Genomic DNA, 16,748 nt, shown 5'->3' with positions numbered 1-16,748 from the left:
TCTTCCTCCACACACTGCGAGATCCTTCATGTCCGTCACACCTTCCTGCGCGCGTGATGTGGTGTTGTTGTCCGCCGGCCCTGGCGATCTGGAACTGCTCACCATCAAGGCGGTCAAGGCGCTGGCGTCGGCGCAGGTCCTCCTGCTCGACGATCTGGCCAACCCCGAGATCGTGGAGCTGGCACCGCAGGCGCGCGTGATCCGCGTGGGCAAGCGCGGCGGCTGCCGCTCCACGCCGCAGGAGTTCATCTGCCGCCTGATGCGGCGTTACGCCCTGCAGGGGCTGCGTGTGGTGCGGGTCAAGGGCGGCGACGCGCTGTTGTTCGGTCGCGCCGGCGAAGAGATCGATTTCCTGCGCCGAGCCGGCGTTGGTGTGCAGGTGATCAACGGCGTCAGTGCGGCATTCGCCGCTGCCGCTGCGCTGGAAGTCTCGTTGACCCATCGCAGCCACTGCCATGGCATCACCTTCGTCACTGCGCATACGCACGACCATGGCGAGCCTAATTGGGGGGCGTTGGCCGCCAGTGGCACCACGCTGGGCATCTATATGGGGCTGCGCCGTGCAGAGGCGTTGGCAGCGGCCTTGCTGGCGCACCTGCCGGCCAGCACGCCGGCCGCCATCGTGCAGGCGGCCACACGTGCGGAACAGCAACGCCGGCTCACCACGCTGGGCGAGCTGGGCGCCACCGCAGCGACGCTGCCCGCGGGCCTGCCCACCTTGCTGCTGGTGGGCGGCGCGCTGGGCGAAGCGTCGATGGCGTGCGACGATCGCGGCGTTGCGCTGCTGCAGCACGCGATCGGCTGATCCGTCGCGCAAGATCACATCATCTGCGGGCCGGCAATCGCCGATGGCCTTGCCCGCAGAGCTCTGCCGGCGTCACGCACAGGTGGCCACGAACCAGGCGCGGGCAGGGCAGCTGCCTTGGCGTCGCTGCAGGCCGGCACACGTGAGCATGTCGCTCCGCTCCCGCATGGGAGCGCAGTGCGGTGCGCCCCACAGCAGTCCACACAGTGCACGACGGATGCCAATCCTTGTGTCGGCGCTGCACAGAGGGGCAATCCGCTCCACGCGCACGCATCCATCTGCATCCGCATGCACGCCGGACCCAGCGCCGATCCGGCGAGCAATGCAGCCGGTGGAGGGCAACGCGTGCCGTCCGGCTGCCGTCAGCGCCACGGCGTGGTAGCGCTAACCGTCCACGCCGCAATCCAGCTGCGCGTGTGTCAGGTGTGCAAGATTTGCGCAGCGAGCGCAGCGGTTTCTTCCTGCATCGGAGCGGTGTGCACCGCCCAGCCTGGTTTTGCGGGTTGGCACGATAGTTGCGGTAAGCCTCTTACCCAATGACGTACCCGATGTATCGAGAGGAGGCACAGTGGAAGACGGACAAAACAGTACCCGTAGCCGGCGCGGTTTTGCAGCATTGGATCCGGAGAAGCGCCGCATCCTGGCCAGCAGCGGTGGCAAGGCAGCGCATGCCAGCGGCAATGCGCACGAATTCACCAGCGACGAAGCACGCGAGGCAGGCCGCAAAGGCGGGCAGGCGGTCAGTCGCGATCGCGATCACATGTCGCGTATCGGGAGCAAGGGTGGCCGCTCCAAGCAGGCCAAGCCGCAGGAAGAATCCGCCTGATGAAGAACCGGCACGCTGCGGCGTGCCGGTTCTCTCAAGGGTCGCAGGATCGGCGGTCGGGCTCCAGCAGAGCGTCTGCGAGCGAAAATCATGTCGGTAAGCAATCGATTGCAAAATGAAGTATCAGGTAATCAAATATTCGCGCATGGGCGCCGTGAGCGGGCTGTAACTGGTTGATGTCTCGGTGCAAATAGGCGCGAGTGAAAAATTTGCAAGCCTGCCGGAGGAACGACATCGATTGCAGTAAAAATTTGCACTCGGCGCTGGCGAGCCTATCCCGCATCGGCAAATCCTGCATCCGCCTCGGCGATGCCGCTGAAACAGCTGGCAGGACCGCTGCGCTGGCGCCAAAGCGGGCGCGGCAGATGCCCTGAACCGTTAGGGACCGTATGTGCGCTCCGGTCCCCAGCGCACCCTCTTCGCACCTCACGCTTGCCCGCTGCGCCCGTCCGCAGGTTGGAAAGATGTGTCGTATCGGCGGGCAGCATGAACAGCTGATGGCACCAACGCGCGCGCCGGTGTGGCGATGAGGCTGGCGTGGTTCGCGTGCAGTGCAAGGCAAGCGCGCCACCGTGCCCCGGGAGAGGTCTGTATGGGCTGGCGATCTCGAGAGCAGGGCGCGACATGCCGTTCACTGGATGCAGCCGCGTCTTTCATGCGGGGGGCTCCAGGCTGAAATTCCGTCATCACTCTCACTGGAGCGCCCACATGGCAGAGCCGAACGAAAATCTGATGGACTGGTTGCGCGATGCGCATGCAATGGAGCAGCAGGCCGAGCAGATGCTCAAGGCCCAGGCCGCGCGTATCGAGCATTATCCGCAGCTCAAGGCGCGCATCGAGCAGCATCTGGAGGAAACGCTGGGACAGCAACGCCTGGTCGAGTCGTGCATCGAGCGCCTGGGAGGGTCGCCGTCCGTGGTCAAGGATGCCATGGGCAAGATGGCCGCATTCGGGCAGGCGATGGGCGGCATGGCTGCGTCCGACGAGATCATCAAGGGCGCGATGGCCGGATATGTGTTCGAGAATCTCGAGATCGCCACCTATACCGCGTTGCTGGGCGCGGCCAGGACTGTCGGCGATGTCCAGACCCAGCAGGTCTGCGAGCAGATCCTGCCGCAGGAGCAAGCGATGGCCGACTGGTTGCTGGCCCATCTGCCCGAGCTTACCGAAGAGTTCCTGGTGCGCGATGCCACCCCGGGCGTGACAGCAAAGAAGTAAGGCGCCTCGATTGTCCTGGCAGTTGCATGGCCCCGCATTGCGGGGCCTTTTTGCGCCAGCGCCTCTTGCCCTTACCCTTGCGCTTCCATCAGCAACGCGGTTCGGCCATGACAATCCAACAGACCTATCCGATCGGCACCCCCGGGCGCCCCTGGGAAGAGGCCGAGCGCAGCGCCTGGCGCGCGCGCCAGCTGCCCAGGCGTAGCTATGCGATCGATGTCGAACAGCCCATTGCCGCATTGGCCGCGCGCTATGACTGTGAGCAATACGGCACGATCGTCTCGGCGACCGACCGCTACCGGCTGCTGGCGCTACGCAGTGCCATGTGGAATGCCGCGCTGCCATGCGCACTGGTCACCGGTGGCGTGCATGGGTACGAAACCAGTGGTGTGCAGGGGGCGCTGCAATTCCTCCAACAGCGTGGCGCGGACTATGCCGGCAGGATCAATCTGCTGGTGGCACCTTGCGTCAATCCCTGGGGATACGAGCGCGTCCAGCGCTGGAATGCCGAGGCGGTGGATCCGAACCGCGCGTTCGGCCCGCATAGCCCGGCGGCGGAGTCGGCGGCGCTGATGCAACTGGTCGCTGCAACGCCGGGGCGAATGCTGGTGCACATCGACCTGCATGAAACCACCGACAGCGACGAAAGCGAGTTCCGCCCAGCGCTGGCCGCGCGCGACGGCGTGGCATTCGTGCCGGGCAGCATTCCCGACGGGTTCTATCTGGTGGGCGACAGCGAGGATCCGCAACCGGAGTTCCAGCAGGCGGTGATCGCGGCGGTGGCAAAGATCACGCACATCGCGCCACCCGATGCGCAGGGCCAGATCATCGGCGCGCCGGTGGCAGCTCACGGCGTCATCCATTACCCGGTCCGACGGTTGGGCCTGTGCGCTGGCGTCACCGACGCCCGCTACCGCACCACCACCGAGGTTTATCCGGATAGCCCCAAGGCCACGCCCGCGCAGTGCAATGCAGCGCAGGTGGCCGCGATCTGCGCTGCGCTGGATCACGCATTGGCGCAGCCGGGCGGTTGAGCGTCGTCTCGGCGACGGGTGTCCATGAATTTGTCCAGGGCGGGGCGCACTCACGTCCGGTCGGTCACCGCAGGCAGATCCGCAGTGACCGTGGAGGAGGTGCGTCGACTGCATCGACCGCATCGACGGCAGCGGGGCTTCATTGCGGCAGTGACATCAGGGCAGGCGCCCCTGCGCAGTGGCCTGGCGCACATAGTCGGCCACCAGGTGCGCCTCCATCGGTCTGGACAGCAGATAGCCCTGCGCTTCGTCGCAGCCCCAGCCACGGAGCAGGGCGATCTCGTCGGCATGCTCAACGCCCTCGGCCACGGTGCGATAGCCCAACGCGCTCGCCAACCGCACGACCGCCTCTGCGCGCGTCTGCATGCCGGATTTGTTGGCAATCCCGGTCACCAGCGAGCGATCCAGCTTGAGGACGTTGACCGGCAATTCGGTGAGGTAGCCGAAGTTGCTGTAGCCGGTCCCGAAGTCGTCGATGGCCACGCTGACGCCGGCCTCGCGCAGTGCACGCAGGCGCGGAACCGCTTCGACGTTGCTGCGCAGCCAGCGGCCCTCGGTGATTTCCAGTTCGATCCGCGCGGTGGGGATCTCCAGCTCCCTGCAGCGGTTGATCACGTCCGCAGCCAGATTGATGTTGCCGAAGTCGCGCGAGGACAGGTTGATCGAAATCGAGAATTCCAGCCCCTGTGCGCGCCACTGCGCCAATTGCTGCAGCGCCTTCTCGATCACCCAGGTGGTGACCGTGCACATCAGCGCGGTCTTCTCGAACAGGGGGATGAACTCGTCCGGGCCGATCGGCCCAAGGCTGGCGTGCTGCCACCGCAGCAAGGCTTCGAAGCCGGTGACCGACAGGTCCGCCAGGTGGATGCGTGGCTGAAACACCAGGCGAAACTCACCCGCCCTCAACGCGCTTTCGGCGTCCAGCGCCAGTCGATAGGAGCGTTGGATGGCATCGTCGTGCGATGCGCTGTACCAGCACACGATGGCGTGGTTGTTGATGGCATCGCCGAGCGCGACCAATCCCTTGCGCATGACGTCGTTGGTATCGGGCCGCTGCGGAGCGAAACGCACCACGCCGGCGTGGAAGGTCAGCGACATCGGTACCCCGGCGGCGTCCACTGGCTTGTGCAGCATGTCGCGCAGATCCAGCAGCAGGTCTTCCATCTCGTCGGGCGCGGAATTGAGCAGGAAGAATGCGAACCGCATCGGCGCCACGTGATACACCGTCGCCTTGCCGCGCAGCGCACGGGTCAGCACGTAGCTGGCATGCCGGATCAATTCTTCCAGCGGCTGCATGCCGAGCGCCTGACGCGCTTCGTTGGCGGCCTGGGTATCGTAGACCTCGATGAAGGCCGCGATGGTGGGTACGTGATGGCTGCCCATGGCCAGCGCATCCAGATCCGACTGCAACTGACGCGCGTTGAACAGGCCGCTATGCGGCTCGCGGCGGCCCGCCCCGAACTGCAGTTCCAGCTGTGCGGCAGCCACGTTGGCGAACATACGCAACTGTTGGTGCTCCTGGCTGGCCAGACGGCGCTCGCGCGTGTCGATCACGCACAGGGTGCCGCAGATTCCGGTTTGTGGCGCGCCGACCGGCACGCAGGCGATAAAGCGCGCCGGCAGCCCGGGAAAGGCCGCGTCACCCAGCTGGATCGATGCCAGTACCTCGTGTTCGATCAACTCGGAAATGCCAGCGGCCGAGGTCGACGCTGGCGGACAGACGGCGATGGCTCGCTCGACATGGTCCGGGTCGATGCCGCGGGCAGCGAGCACGCGCATCCGGCCGCCTTCGGTGATGGTGAGTGCGGCGGCGGGGGCGACCAGCGCATGACACAGCAAGCGGGCGATCTGCTCCAGCGGTTCCATGCCGCCCAAGTCGATCGGGACTCCCGACCAGTCGGACTGGCGTTCCTGCATGTTGTCTCCCGAGGCCGGCGTCATGTCGTCAGATTCCGTGTCGATGATCACGCACTGCACGCGTACTAGAAACATATCCGGGTCGTCGACAGGTGACGAAGCGGCGTTCGGAGCACGCAGACAGGATAATCGCTGGACGAAATTTTTGCGTGCGAACAAGCGGACTCTACGAACCAGAGTATATCGCCCACTGGATATACCAATCGGCTATCGCCGGCGCGTCACCGATGTGGCGAAATCGAATTGGTCTTACCCAATAAGCGAGCGCATCCGGACCGACAATGGGTGCCGCCTGATCGTGCAGGCCAGGCCTGGCAGGAGAGTGGTTCGCCTGGCTGTCAGGATAATCAGTGGCATGAGGCGGCACGGCGACAATGAGCGAAGCGGCATTCCTCTTCAGGCCGCCAATTGTCCAAAAAGAACTGTTATTTCAAGCATCCTCTACGATTGACGAATACCGGACGCTGCAATTCGTCGCATCGGCGGGCGCGAGCGGACGAATAGACAGATCGGCCCGGAATGGCGTGCATCTTTATAGTTAGTGATATTAATCACAGTTTCATTCATATCGATTCGATTATTAATTCTTCACCGTTTAACTGCGATTGGTATTAAAGCTCTTCCGTTGCCAAGGCGACAGAAGCGGGTTTTTGTCGCCGATAAACTCCATCTCACTCCATTGCCAACACGGGCGAGCGCAACCGTGGATTGCGCGTTCCCGTCACAGGGGGAATCAGAATGAATCGTGCATTTGCGCTGGTCTGGAACGCTGCCATCGGCAATTGGGTAGTGACGCATGAATTGGTGCGGCGGCGCCGCAAATCCGGCGCCACCCGCAGGGCATTGCCGCAACTGATGATCCTGGCAGCCGGGGCGGCGGCTCCCGCACTGGCCTGGGGGGCCTGTACGCCGGCGCTACCGGCAGCAGGGGCGACCGTGACCTGCACCGGGCTCGCGGGCGTCAGCAACAGCTTCGCCAGCAACGCGAATAATCTCACTGTCAATGTGGCGTCCGGCACGCAGATGACAGCCGGGCTGCTGGGCGGTACCAGCATCGCGCTCACCGGGACCAACGCCACCCTCAACAACAGCGGCACCATCGATCCATCGATCCTTGGCCTGCTGTCGGTGCTGGGCACCGGCGTCACCATGGGCAATGCCGGTTCCACCACGGTCACCGCGAACAATCTGGCCAGCGGCTCCATCTACGGCACCGGTGGCCTGCTCGGCGCCAATCTGCTCAATCTCGACGGCATGGCACTGGGCATGACCTCGGCCAGCAACGGCACCGTGCAGATCAACAATGCCGGCCTGATCAGCAGCAGGCCGCTGTTGAATCTGTCGGTGCTGGGCGCAGACACGCCGGTGATCGCGGTCAGCGGCGGCGGCACGGTCAATGCGGTCAATACCGGCACCATCGAAGGTCGGGTTGCGTTCCAGAGTTCGGCCGCGGGCAATACCTTCATCAATAGCGGCACCATCACCGGTAGCGTGTCGATGGGGGTGGGCAGCACCAATACCTTCACTGCAGTCACCGGTAGCAGCGTCAACAGCGGCGGCGGGCTCGCGCTGGAGTTGCTCGGCCCCGGTGGATTGCTGAGCTTTGCGCGCACCGGAGTCGTGGATGGCGGTGCGGGCGGAAGCAATACGCTGCTGCTGCAGAACTCCGCTAGCGGCACCGGCAGCGGGAGTGCGGGCACCGGCACGCTGAGTACCGATCAGTACATCAACTTCGGCACGTTACGCGTCAACAGCGGCACCTGGTCGCTTGCCGGCGCCAGCAATTTCGGCAGCAGTGCGCTCAATGGCGGCGTCTTGCGCACCGCGACCCCCGCGCAGCTGGGATCTGCGATCTCCGCCAATGGTGGGGCGCTGGAGGCCACTGCCGCCGGTCTGACCCTGGCCCCGAGCGGCGGCATCACGCTGGGGGCAGGCGGATTGACGGTGCAGGGCACCAATGGCCTGACCATCGGCAGCACCATCACCGGTGCAGGCGGTTTGGTCAAGAGTGGAACCGGGGGGCTGACCCTGACCGGCACCAATGGCTTCAGTGGCGGGGTCACGCTGGGTGGCGGTACCGTGACAGCAGACAACAGCGCCGCGCTGGGCACGGGCACGGTGACCGCTGCCGGCGGCAGCTTGCTGGCCAGTGCCGCAGTGAACCTGCCGAATGCCTTCGTGCTCAACAGCGCACTCAGTGTCGGGGGATCCAATGCGGTACGGCTCGGCGGCGCGATCAGCGGGAGCGGGGCGCTGACCAAGGTCGGCACCGGCATGCTCACCCTGGGGGGCGCCAATACCTATCTCGGTGGCACCGTGCTCGGCGCCGGCACCACCATGCTCGAGAGCAGCGCCGCGCTCGGTACGGGGACGGTGACCGCTGCCGGCGGCGCGCTGGATAACGCCGCTCCGCTGTCGCTGGGCAATGCGTTCGCATTGACCAATCCCCTCGGTGTCGGTGCGAGCGGCAACGCACTCAGCCTGACCGGAACGCTTTCCGGTGCCGGCGGCCTCACCAAGACCGGCACCGGTGTGCTGACATTGACCGGCAACAACACCTACCTGGGTGGCACGACGCTGGCGGCAGGGACCCTGGAGCTGGGCAGCAATGTCGCGTTGGGCAGCGGCGCGCTCAACGTCACCGGCGCAGCCAACCTCAGCAGCAGTGCGCCACTGGTACTGGGCAACGCCATCACGTTGTCGGCGCCGCTGAACTGGACCGGCACGCAGGCCATGACCCTGGCGGGCACCATCGATGGCAACGGCGCGCTGCTCAAGAGCGGGGCAGGCGATCTCACCCTGAGCAATAGCAACGCCTACACCGGCGGGACGACGTTGACCGCCGGACGCCTGGTGGTCGGTTCCAGCTCTGCGTTGGGTACCGGCACCCTGACCGCCAGCGGCGGTATCCTCGATGCGAATGCGGCAACCAGCGTGGGCAATACGCTGGCGCTCACCGGTACGCTGGGCGTGGGCAGCAATGGCACCGCGCTGACTCTGGCCGGCACCATCGCCGGGACAGGCGGTTTGAACAAGCTCGGCACCGGCACGCTTGCATTGACCGGCTTGAACACCTACGCCGGCGGCACCACGCTCACTGCCGGCACCTTGCAGGTCGCCACCGGTGCCGCGCTCGGTAGCGGCGGATTGACCGTCACCGGCAATGCCAATCTGCAGGCGTCTGCACCTACCACCTTGAGCAATGCGATCGCAGTGAACAGCGGCGCATTGACGCTCGATGGCGCGCAGGCACTGACGCTGAGCGGGGCGATCGGCGGCGCAGGCAGCCTGGTCAAGTCCGGCAGCGGCGATCTCACGCTCAGCGGCAACAACCTGTTCGGCGGAGGCACCACCCTGAGTGCCGGCAAGCTCAACATCGCCAGCGATACCGCGCTCGGCACCGGCGCGCTCAGCGCCGCTGCCGGCACCACGCTGGACACGCTTGCGGTGAGCACGCTCGCCAATGCGATCGCGTTGACCGGCCTGGTCAACATCGGTGGCAGCGCCGCATTGGCCCTCACCGGCGACATCGCCGGTGCCGGCGGCCTGGACAAGCTCGGTGCCGCCAGCCTGACCCTGAGCGGCAACAACAGTTATGCAGGCGGCACGCGGCTGAGCGCGGGCAGTCTGGTACTGGGAAGCGATACCGCGTTGGGAAGCGGCACCCTGACCGCTGCCGGCGGGCTGCTCGACACCACCGCCACGCGTACCCTCGCCAACGATGTCGTGCTGGCCGCGGACCTGCAACTGGGCGGCAGCCAGGACCTCGCACTGACCGGTCTGATCGGCGGAAGCGCCGGCCTGGTCAAGAACGGCGGCGCGGCCTTGACGCTGACCGGCGCCAATACCTTCGCCGGCGGCGTGGATCTCAATGCCGGTGCCTTGCTGGTCGGCAGCGGCACGGCCTTGGGCAGCGGCGTGTTGACCGCCGCCGATGGCACGCAGCTGCAGGCCACCGCCGCCACCACGCTGGGCAACGATGTCGTGCTGAATGGTGCGCTATCGCTGACCGGCAGCAACGCACTCGATCTCACCGGCAGCGTCGGCGGAACCGGCAGCCTGATCAAACAAGGGGCCGGTGCGTTGACCCTGTCCGGCAACAATCTCTACAGCGGCGGCACGTCGTTGAATGCGGGCGCCTTGATCGTCGGCAGCAATACGGCGCTCGGCACCGGGGCGCTCATCGCTGCCGGCGGCACCCAACTCAGCGCCGCGATCGCCGCGAGCTTGCAGAACGCAGTGACGCTCGGCGGGGCGTTGTCCATCGATGGCCAGGATCTGGCGCTCAACGGCGTCATCGACGGCGCCGGAAGCCTGATCAAGAACGGAGCGCAGACGCTCACCCTCAACGGCAGCAACACCTGGTCCGGTGGCCTGCAGCTGCAGGCCGGCACCGTAGTGGTCGGCAGCGACACCGCCCTGGGCACCGGCACGCTGACTGCTGCGGGAGGCACGGCGCTGGATGCCACCACTGCAGTGACCTTGGACAACGCACTCACGCTGACCGGAGCATTGACGCTGCCCGGCACGCAGGACCTCGCACTGGGCGGCGTCATCAGCGGCGCCGGCAGTCTCGACAAGCAAGGGGCTGCCACGCTGACCCTGGGCAATGCCAATACCTTCGACGGCGGCGTGACTCTGGATGGCGGACGCCTGGTGCTCGGCAATGCGACGGCAATGGGAACGGGCGCACTCGCGGTCGATGGCGCAGCCGAGCTGGAGACCACGGCCGCGCTTGGCGTCGCCAATACGCTGCAGTTGAACAGCCAGCTCACCCTGGTCGGCAGCAACGATCTGGCGTTGAACGGCGCGATCGGTGGCAGCGGTAGCCTGGTCAAGACCGGCACCGCCACGCTGTCACTCAACGCAGGCAACAGTTACAGCGGCGGCACCACACTCGCTGCCGGCACGATCGCGGTCGGGGCCGATGCTGCGCTCGGCACCGGTACGCTGTCGGTGACCGGTGACTCGACCCTGAGCAATGCGATCGCCGTGGCGTTGGGCAATGGCATCGACCTGGGAGCCGCGCTCACCGTGGACAACGCGGCGGACATGCTGGCAAGCGGCAGCATCGGCGGCGTGGGCGCGCTGACCAAGACCGGCCTGGGTACCTTGACGCTGACCGGGAGCAACACCTACACCGGCCCGCTGGCGATCCAGGGCGGAACCCTGGTCGCCAGTACCGCGGCGGCGCTGGGCGCTCCCGGTACCGTGGATGTCGCGGCGGGCGCCACCTTGGACCTGAGCAGCGGAGGGCTGATCGGTGCGCTCACGGGCGCCGGCAGCGTCGACACCGCTGCCGGGGCGGCCCTGCAACTGGGCGGCGGCGATTTCGCCGGTGCACTGGGAGGCGGCGGCGCGCTCGACAAGATCGGCACCGGCACGCTGCGCCTGCTCGGCACCAGCGCGATCGGCGGCGGCACGCAGGTAAGCGGCGGCACCCTGGATGTCGTCGGCAGCCTGGGCACCAGCGCAGTGAACGTTGCGCTGGGCGGCACCCTCACCGGTAGCGGTAGCAACGGGAGCATCGCCAGCGGCGTCACCATCGGCGATGGGGGGCGGCTGGCGTTGACCAGCGGCAGCTCGCTCAGTGTCGCCGGGCTGACCCTGGCACCGGGCGCATCGCTGGACGTGGCGCTCGCTGCGCCCAGCGCCACCCGGCTGCTCGCGGTCAATGGCGACCTGACCCTGGACGGGACGCTCAACATCACCGATATCGGCGGCTTCGGAACCGGCGTCTATCGGCTGATGGACTACACCGGCGCGCTGACCGACAACGGCGTGCTGTTCGGCATCATTCCCGGCAGCATCGACATCAGCCAGCTGGCGCTGCAGACCGCGATCGGCCAGCAGATCAATCTGGTGGTCACCGCACCGGGCAGCATCGTGCAGTTCTGGGACGGCGTGCAGACCACCGCCAACGGCAGTGTCGACGGTGGCGCTGGCACATGGGGTGCGGCGACCAACTGGACCAGCCAGGATGGTTCGACCAACAGCACCTGGCAAGGCGATTTCGCGGTGTTCTCCGGCACCGCCGGCAGCGTGGGCGTGCAGGGCACGCAGAATGTCGGCGGCCTGCAGTTCGTCAGCGATGGCTATCAGCTCACCGATGCCGGCGGCGGTGCGCTGGCGGTGAGCGCACCGCTCACGGCGGTGCGTGTGGATCCCGGCGCCAACGCCGCGATCGATGTCGCCATCACCGGAACCGGCGGCCTGCAGAAGCTCGACACCGGCACCCTGCGGCTCGGCGCGGCCAACACCTATGCCGGCGGCACTGCGCTCAGCGCCGGCAGCCTGATCCTCGGCGATGCGCAGGCGTTGGGCAGCGGCGCGCTGACCGCCGCTACCGGCACCGCGCTCGACAGCACGCAGGCGTTGGCGGTCGGCAATGCCGTGGTGCTCGATGGCGCATTGAGCGTGCTCGGCAGCAACGACCTGGGCCTGTCCGGATCCATCGGCGGGACGGGTAGTCTGATCAAGAACGGCGCCGCCACGCTCACCCTGGATGGCAACAACAGCTATGCCGGCGGCAGCGTGTTGAACGCCGGCACCCTGGCGCTGGGCAGCAATACGGCCCTGGGCACCGGCAGCCTGTCGGTGCTGGGCGATGCCAGCTTGAGCAACGCGATCGCGTTGGCGCTGGGCAACAGCATCGATCTCGGTGCGGCGCTGAACATCGCCAGCGCTGCGGATCTGACCCTGACCGGCACGCTCAGTGGCGCCGGTGCGCTGACCAAGACCGGGGCCGGCGGCCTGACCCTGGCCGGTGCCAATACCTTCAGTGGTCCGGTGTCGGTGCAGGCCGGCGTGCTCGCCACGTCGGCCACCGGCACACTGGGCAGCGCCAGCACGGTGGAGGTGGCCGCCGGTGCCGGGCTGTCGCTGGGCAGCGATACGAGTCTGAGCGCAGTGACCGGGCCAGGCACTGTCGCGATCGGCGCCGGCACTACGCTGCAGCTCGGTGGCGACAACAGCGATCGCAGCTTCGCCGGCAGCTTCAGCGACGCGGGCGATCTGGAAAAGCTGGGCAGCGGCACCTTGCAATTGACCGGCACCAGCACGCTGGGCGGCAGCACCCGGATCATCGGTGGCACGCTGGACGTGGATGGCACGCTGGCCAGTGCTGGCGGCCTGAGCGTTGGAGCGGGCGGCACCCTGAGCGGTGGCGGGGTGGTCGATGCCGCTGTCGCCGTCAACGATGGCGGACGCCTGGTGGTGAGCAGCGGCGCGTTGCTGACCACCGGCAGCCTGAGCATGGCGCCCAATGCCACACTCGACGCCTTCCTGGGCATTCCCGGCCAGACCGGGGTGCTGGCGGTCAACGGCGATCTGACCCTGGACGGCACGCTCAACATCACCGATATCGGCGGGTTCGGTAGCGGCGTCTACCGCCTGATCGACTACAGCGGCGCCCTGACCGACAACGGCCTGGGATTCGGCACGCTTCCCGGCAGCGTGGACCCGTCCCAGCTGAGCCTGCAGACCGCGCTGGCCCAGCAGGTCAACGTGGTGGTGCTCTCGCCCGGCAGTAACGTGCAGTTCTGGGATGGTGCGCAGACCGTTGCCAATGGCGGCATCGATGGCGGCAGCGGGACATGGACGGCGGGGGGAACCAACTGGACATCGATCGACGGTGCGACCAACAGCGATTGGCAGAGTGGGTTCGCGGTCTTCGGCGGCACTGCCGGCACTGTCGATGTGCAGGGCACCCAGAGCATCGTCGGCATGCAGTTCCTCACCGATGGCTACGTCCTGAACGGTGCCGGCGCGCTGAGCGCCGATGCCGCCAACACCATCATCCGCGTCGACCCCGGCGTCACCGGCACCCTCGATGTCGCCATCACCGGCACCGGCGGCCTGCAGAAGCTCGATACCGGGACGCTGATACTCGGTGCCGCCAATACCTATGCCGGCGGCACGGCGCTGGGGGGCGGCAGCCTGATCCTCGGCGATGCGCAGGCGCTCGGCAGCGGCACGCTGACCGCCGCCGCCGGCACCGCGCTCGACAGCACGCAGGCGTTGGCGGTCGGCAACGCCGTGGTGCTCGACGGTGCAATGACCGCGCTGGGCAGCAACGACCTGAGCCTGTCCGGCCCCATCAGCGGGACGGGCAGTCTGATCAAGAACGGCGCCGCCACGCTCGCGCTTGGCGGTACCAACAGCTACACCGGAGGGACCGTGCTTGGCGATGGCACGCTGCTGGTCGGCAGCGACAGCGCGCTGGGGACTGGCGCCTTGTCGGTGACCGGCGATGCGGTCCTCAGCAATGCGATCGCCACGGTCCTCGGTAACGCGGTTACGCTGGGCGCCACGCTCAGCGTGGCGACGCCCGCAGCGATGACGCTGACTGGCGACATCGGCGGCAGCGGTGCGCTGCTCAAGACCGACACCGGCACCCTGACGCTGACAGGTACCAACAACTACACCGGCGGCACTACGGTCGATGCCGGCACCCTGGTGGGCGATAGCGCGAGCCTGCAAGGCGCCATCGTCGATAACGCCACGCTGGTGTTCGATCAGGCGAGTGCTGGCGTGTTCACCGGTTCGATCACCGGCACCGGCAGCCTCGTGAAGGACGGCGCAGGCGCCTTGCTGCTCGATGGCGCCAATGGCTATACCGGCGGTACCAGCATCGTGGCCGGCAGCCTGATCGGCGATACCAGCAGTCTGCAGGGTGGCATCGTCAACAACGCCGCGCTGGTGTTCGACCAGGCGAGCGGCGGTGTGTACGCGGGCACGATCAGCGGCACCGGCACACTGGAAAAGAGCGGGGCCGGCGCACTGCAACTGACCGGCGCCAACAGCTATACCGGCGGTACCCTGGTCAGCGCCGGCAGCCTGATCGGCGACACCAGCAGCCTGCAAGGCGACGTGGTGGACAATGCCACGCTGGTCTTCGACCAGGCCGGGGATGGCACCTTCGCTGGCACCATCAGCGGCGTCGGCAACGTCGTGAAGCAGGGCGGCGGCGTGCTGACATTGGTCGGCGCCAACAGCTACAGCGGCGGCACTACGCTCGCCGCCGGCACCTTGCAAGGCAGCACCACAAGCCTGCAGGGCAATATCCTCAACAATGCCGTGCTGGTATTCGACCAGGCCGGAGATGGAACATTCGCCGGCAACATCGCCGGCAGCGGTGCACTGCTCAAGACCGGCACCGGTGCGGTCACGCTGGCTGGCGTCAACACGTATCTTGGCGGCACCACCATCGCCGCCGGCAACCTGATCGGCAACACCGGCAGCCTGCAGGGCGACATCACCAACAACGCCACGCTGACCTTTCTGCAGACCACCAACGGCACCTATTCCGGCCAGCTGTTCGGCGTCGGAAGTCTCGTCAAGGATGGGCTGGGCACCTTGTTGCTCACCGCCAACAGCAGCGGCTTCAGCGGGCCGACCGAGGTCAATGCGGGCACCTTGAGCATCGGCAATGCGGCCAATCCGGGCGCCGCGCTCGGCGGGCCGGTCACGGTGGGGCCGGGCGGCACGCTCACCGGCGGCGGCACCATCGGCAGCCTGAATCTCTCCGGTGGCAGCCTGCTGATCGGCGGCAGCAACGGCACGCTCAACGTCGGTGGCGATGCCACCATCGGCAACGGCTCCACCCTGCAGGTGACGCCGGGAGCGGGCGGAGAGGTGACACCGTTGACGGTCGGTGGCGCAGCGGTCGTCGCGCCCGGCAGTACCCTGCAGGTGGTACGCGGTGCCGAATGGCCGCTGTTCACCGAGGTTCCGGTGATCAATGCCGCCGGTGGGGCGAGTGGGCAATTCAGCAACGTCGTATCCGACTACGCCTTCCTCGAACCGAACCTCGAAACCCGCGCCACCGGTCTGTCGATCTGGTTGGGGCGCAATACCGTGGCGATGATCGATACGGTGACCACGCCCAACCAGCAGGCCGCGGCATCGGCCGTGGAGGGCCTGCCCACCACCAGCCCGGTGTATCAATCGGTGGTCCGCCTGCCCGACGATCCGGCGGCGATCGTCACCGCCTTCGCCTCGCTGTCGGGCGAAAGCCACGCCAGCACCGCCACCGCACTGCTGGACAGCCGCTTTCTCGCCGGCGGTGTCGGCAACCATTTGCGCGGCGACAGCCAGGATGCCCGGATCGGCGACACCACGGTGTGGATCGCCGGGCGCAGCCTGCCCAACCGTGTCGATGGCGATGCCGCTACGCAGTCGGTGCGCCGCCAGGACAATGGCCTCATGGCCGGCGCCGAACGTCGCATCGGCGAACGCAGCACGATCGGTGTGGCGCTGGGCAATCAGGACATCGAGAGCTGGTCGCGGGAGTGGGGCGATCGCGCCGAGATCGATGGCACGCATGTCGGCGTCTATGGGCAGTTCGCCTGGTCGGCGTTCTCGCTGCAGGCCACCGTGGACTACGCCGACTACGAGGTGGAAAGCGCGCGTCGCGTCCTGCTGCCTGGCGTGCTCGAAGAACGGCTTGTCGGCGACTACGATGCCACCGCGGTGACTGCATCGCTGGAGGCATCCTGGCAGTGGCGCAGCGGCGATGCGGTCTACAGCCCGTTCCTGGCTGCCGACTACACCCGGCTGAAGACCGATGGCTTCAGCGAACGTGGCGGAATCGCCGGACTCTCGGTCCGGGGCGCCACCGACGAATTCGTCACCGGCACCCTGGGCGTGCGCGGGCGCTGGGCGTTGAGCCAACCGGCATCCCTGTACGCGTCGCTGGGCTGGCGGCACGCCTTCGGGGATCGTGCCGTGCAGCGATCGGCGGGCTTCATCGGCACGCAGGCGCAGTTCGCGGTGCAGAGCGTCACCCTGGCCGAAAATGCGGCAGTCGGCGAGCTGGGGCTCAGCCTGATCACTTCGCCCAACAGCCGCATGTCGCTGTCCGTGCAGGGGCTCAACGGCGATGGCCAGACCGCCTATGGCGGGCAGCTGACCTGGGGCTGGAGCTTCTGAGCGCCGGCTACGCCCT

The 16,748-nt window shown here is 67.0% G+C and carries 6 protein-coding genes; 5 read left to right on the top strand and 1 reads right to left on the bottom strand.

The genetic code is table 11. The features are described 5' to 3' along the window. Positions 1-58: 58 nt before the first annotated feature. The 4 genes from cobA (at position 59) to LL964_RS01500 (ending at position 3,883) form a co-directional block, all read left to right on the top strand. A complete protein-coding gene (cobA, locus tag LL964_RS01515; protein ID WP_208621430.1) occupies positions 59-805 on the top strand; it encodes a uroporphyrinogen-III C-methyltransferase in 747 nt (248 codons plus the stop codon). 568 nt (positions 806-1,373) lie between these two features. Continuing rightward, positions 1,374-1,631 (top strand): KGG domain-containing protein, encoded by a 258-nt coding sequence (locus LL964_RS01510; protein ID WP_104587111.1) that lies wholly within the window; start codon positions 1,374-1,376, stop codon positions 1,629-1,631. A gap of 708 nt (positions 1,632-2,339) precedes the next feature. After that, positions 2,340-2,849, top strand: coding sequence for a ferritin-like domain-containing protein (locus LL964_RS01505; protein ID WP_104587109.1), 510 nt, complete (start codon positions 2,340-2,342; stop codon positions 2,847-2,849). Between the two features lie 107 nt (positions 2,850-2,956). After that, positions 2,957-3,883, top strand: a complete 927-nt coding sequence (locus tag LL964_RS01500) for a M14 family metallopeptidase (RefSeq protein ID WP_104587184.1) — start codon at positions 2,957-2,959, stop codon at positions 3,881-3,883. Between the two features lie 156 nt (positions 3,884-4,039). Here the strand turns inward: LL964_RS01500 and LL964_RS01495 are convergent, their stop codons facing one another. Continuing rightward, entirely contained in the window at positions 4,040-5,851 is a 1,812-nt protein-coding gene (locus LL964_RS01495) for an EAL domain-containing protein (RefSeq protein WP_104587183.1), read from the bottom strand. Between the two features lie 687 nt (positions 5,852-6,538). Here LL964_RS01495 and LL964_RS01490 point away from each other — a divergent pair. Beyond that, the gene (locus tag LL964_RS01490) at positions 6,539-16,732 is read left to right on the top strand and encodes an autotransporter-associated beta strand repeat-containing protein (RefSeq protein ID WP_104587108.1); all 10,194 of its coding nucleotides are present in this window, start codon (positions 6,539-6,541) and stop codon (positions 16,730-16,732) included. Positions 16,733-16,748 lie beyond the last annotated feature (16 nt).

It is taken from the genome of Xanthomonas melonis, from assembly GCF_020783655.1.
Classification (GTDB): domain Bacteria; phylum Pseudomonadota; class Gammaproteobacteria; order Xanthomonadales; family Xanthomonadaceae; genus Xanthomonas; species Xanthomonas melonis.
Note: the sequence above shows the minus strand (reverse complement) of the source record. Positions and strands in the feature narration are given on the sequence as shown.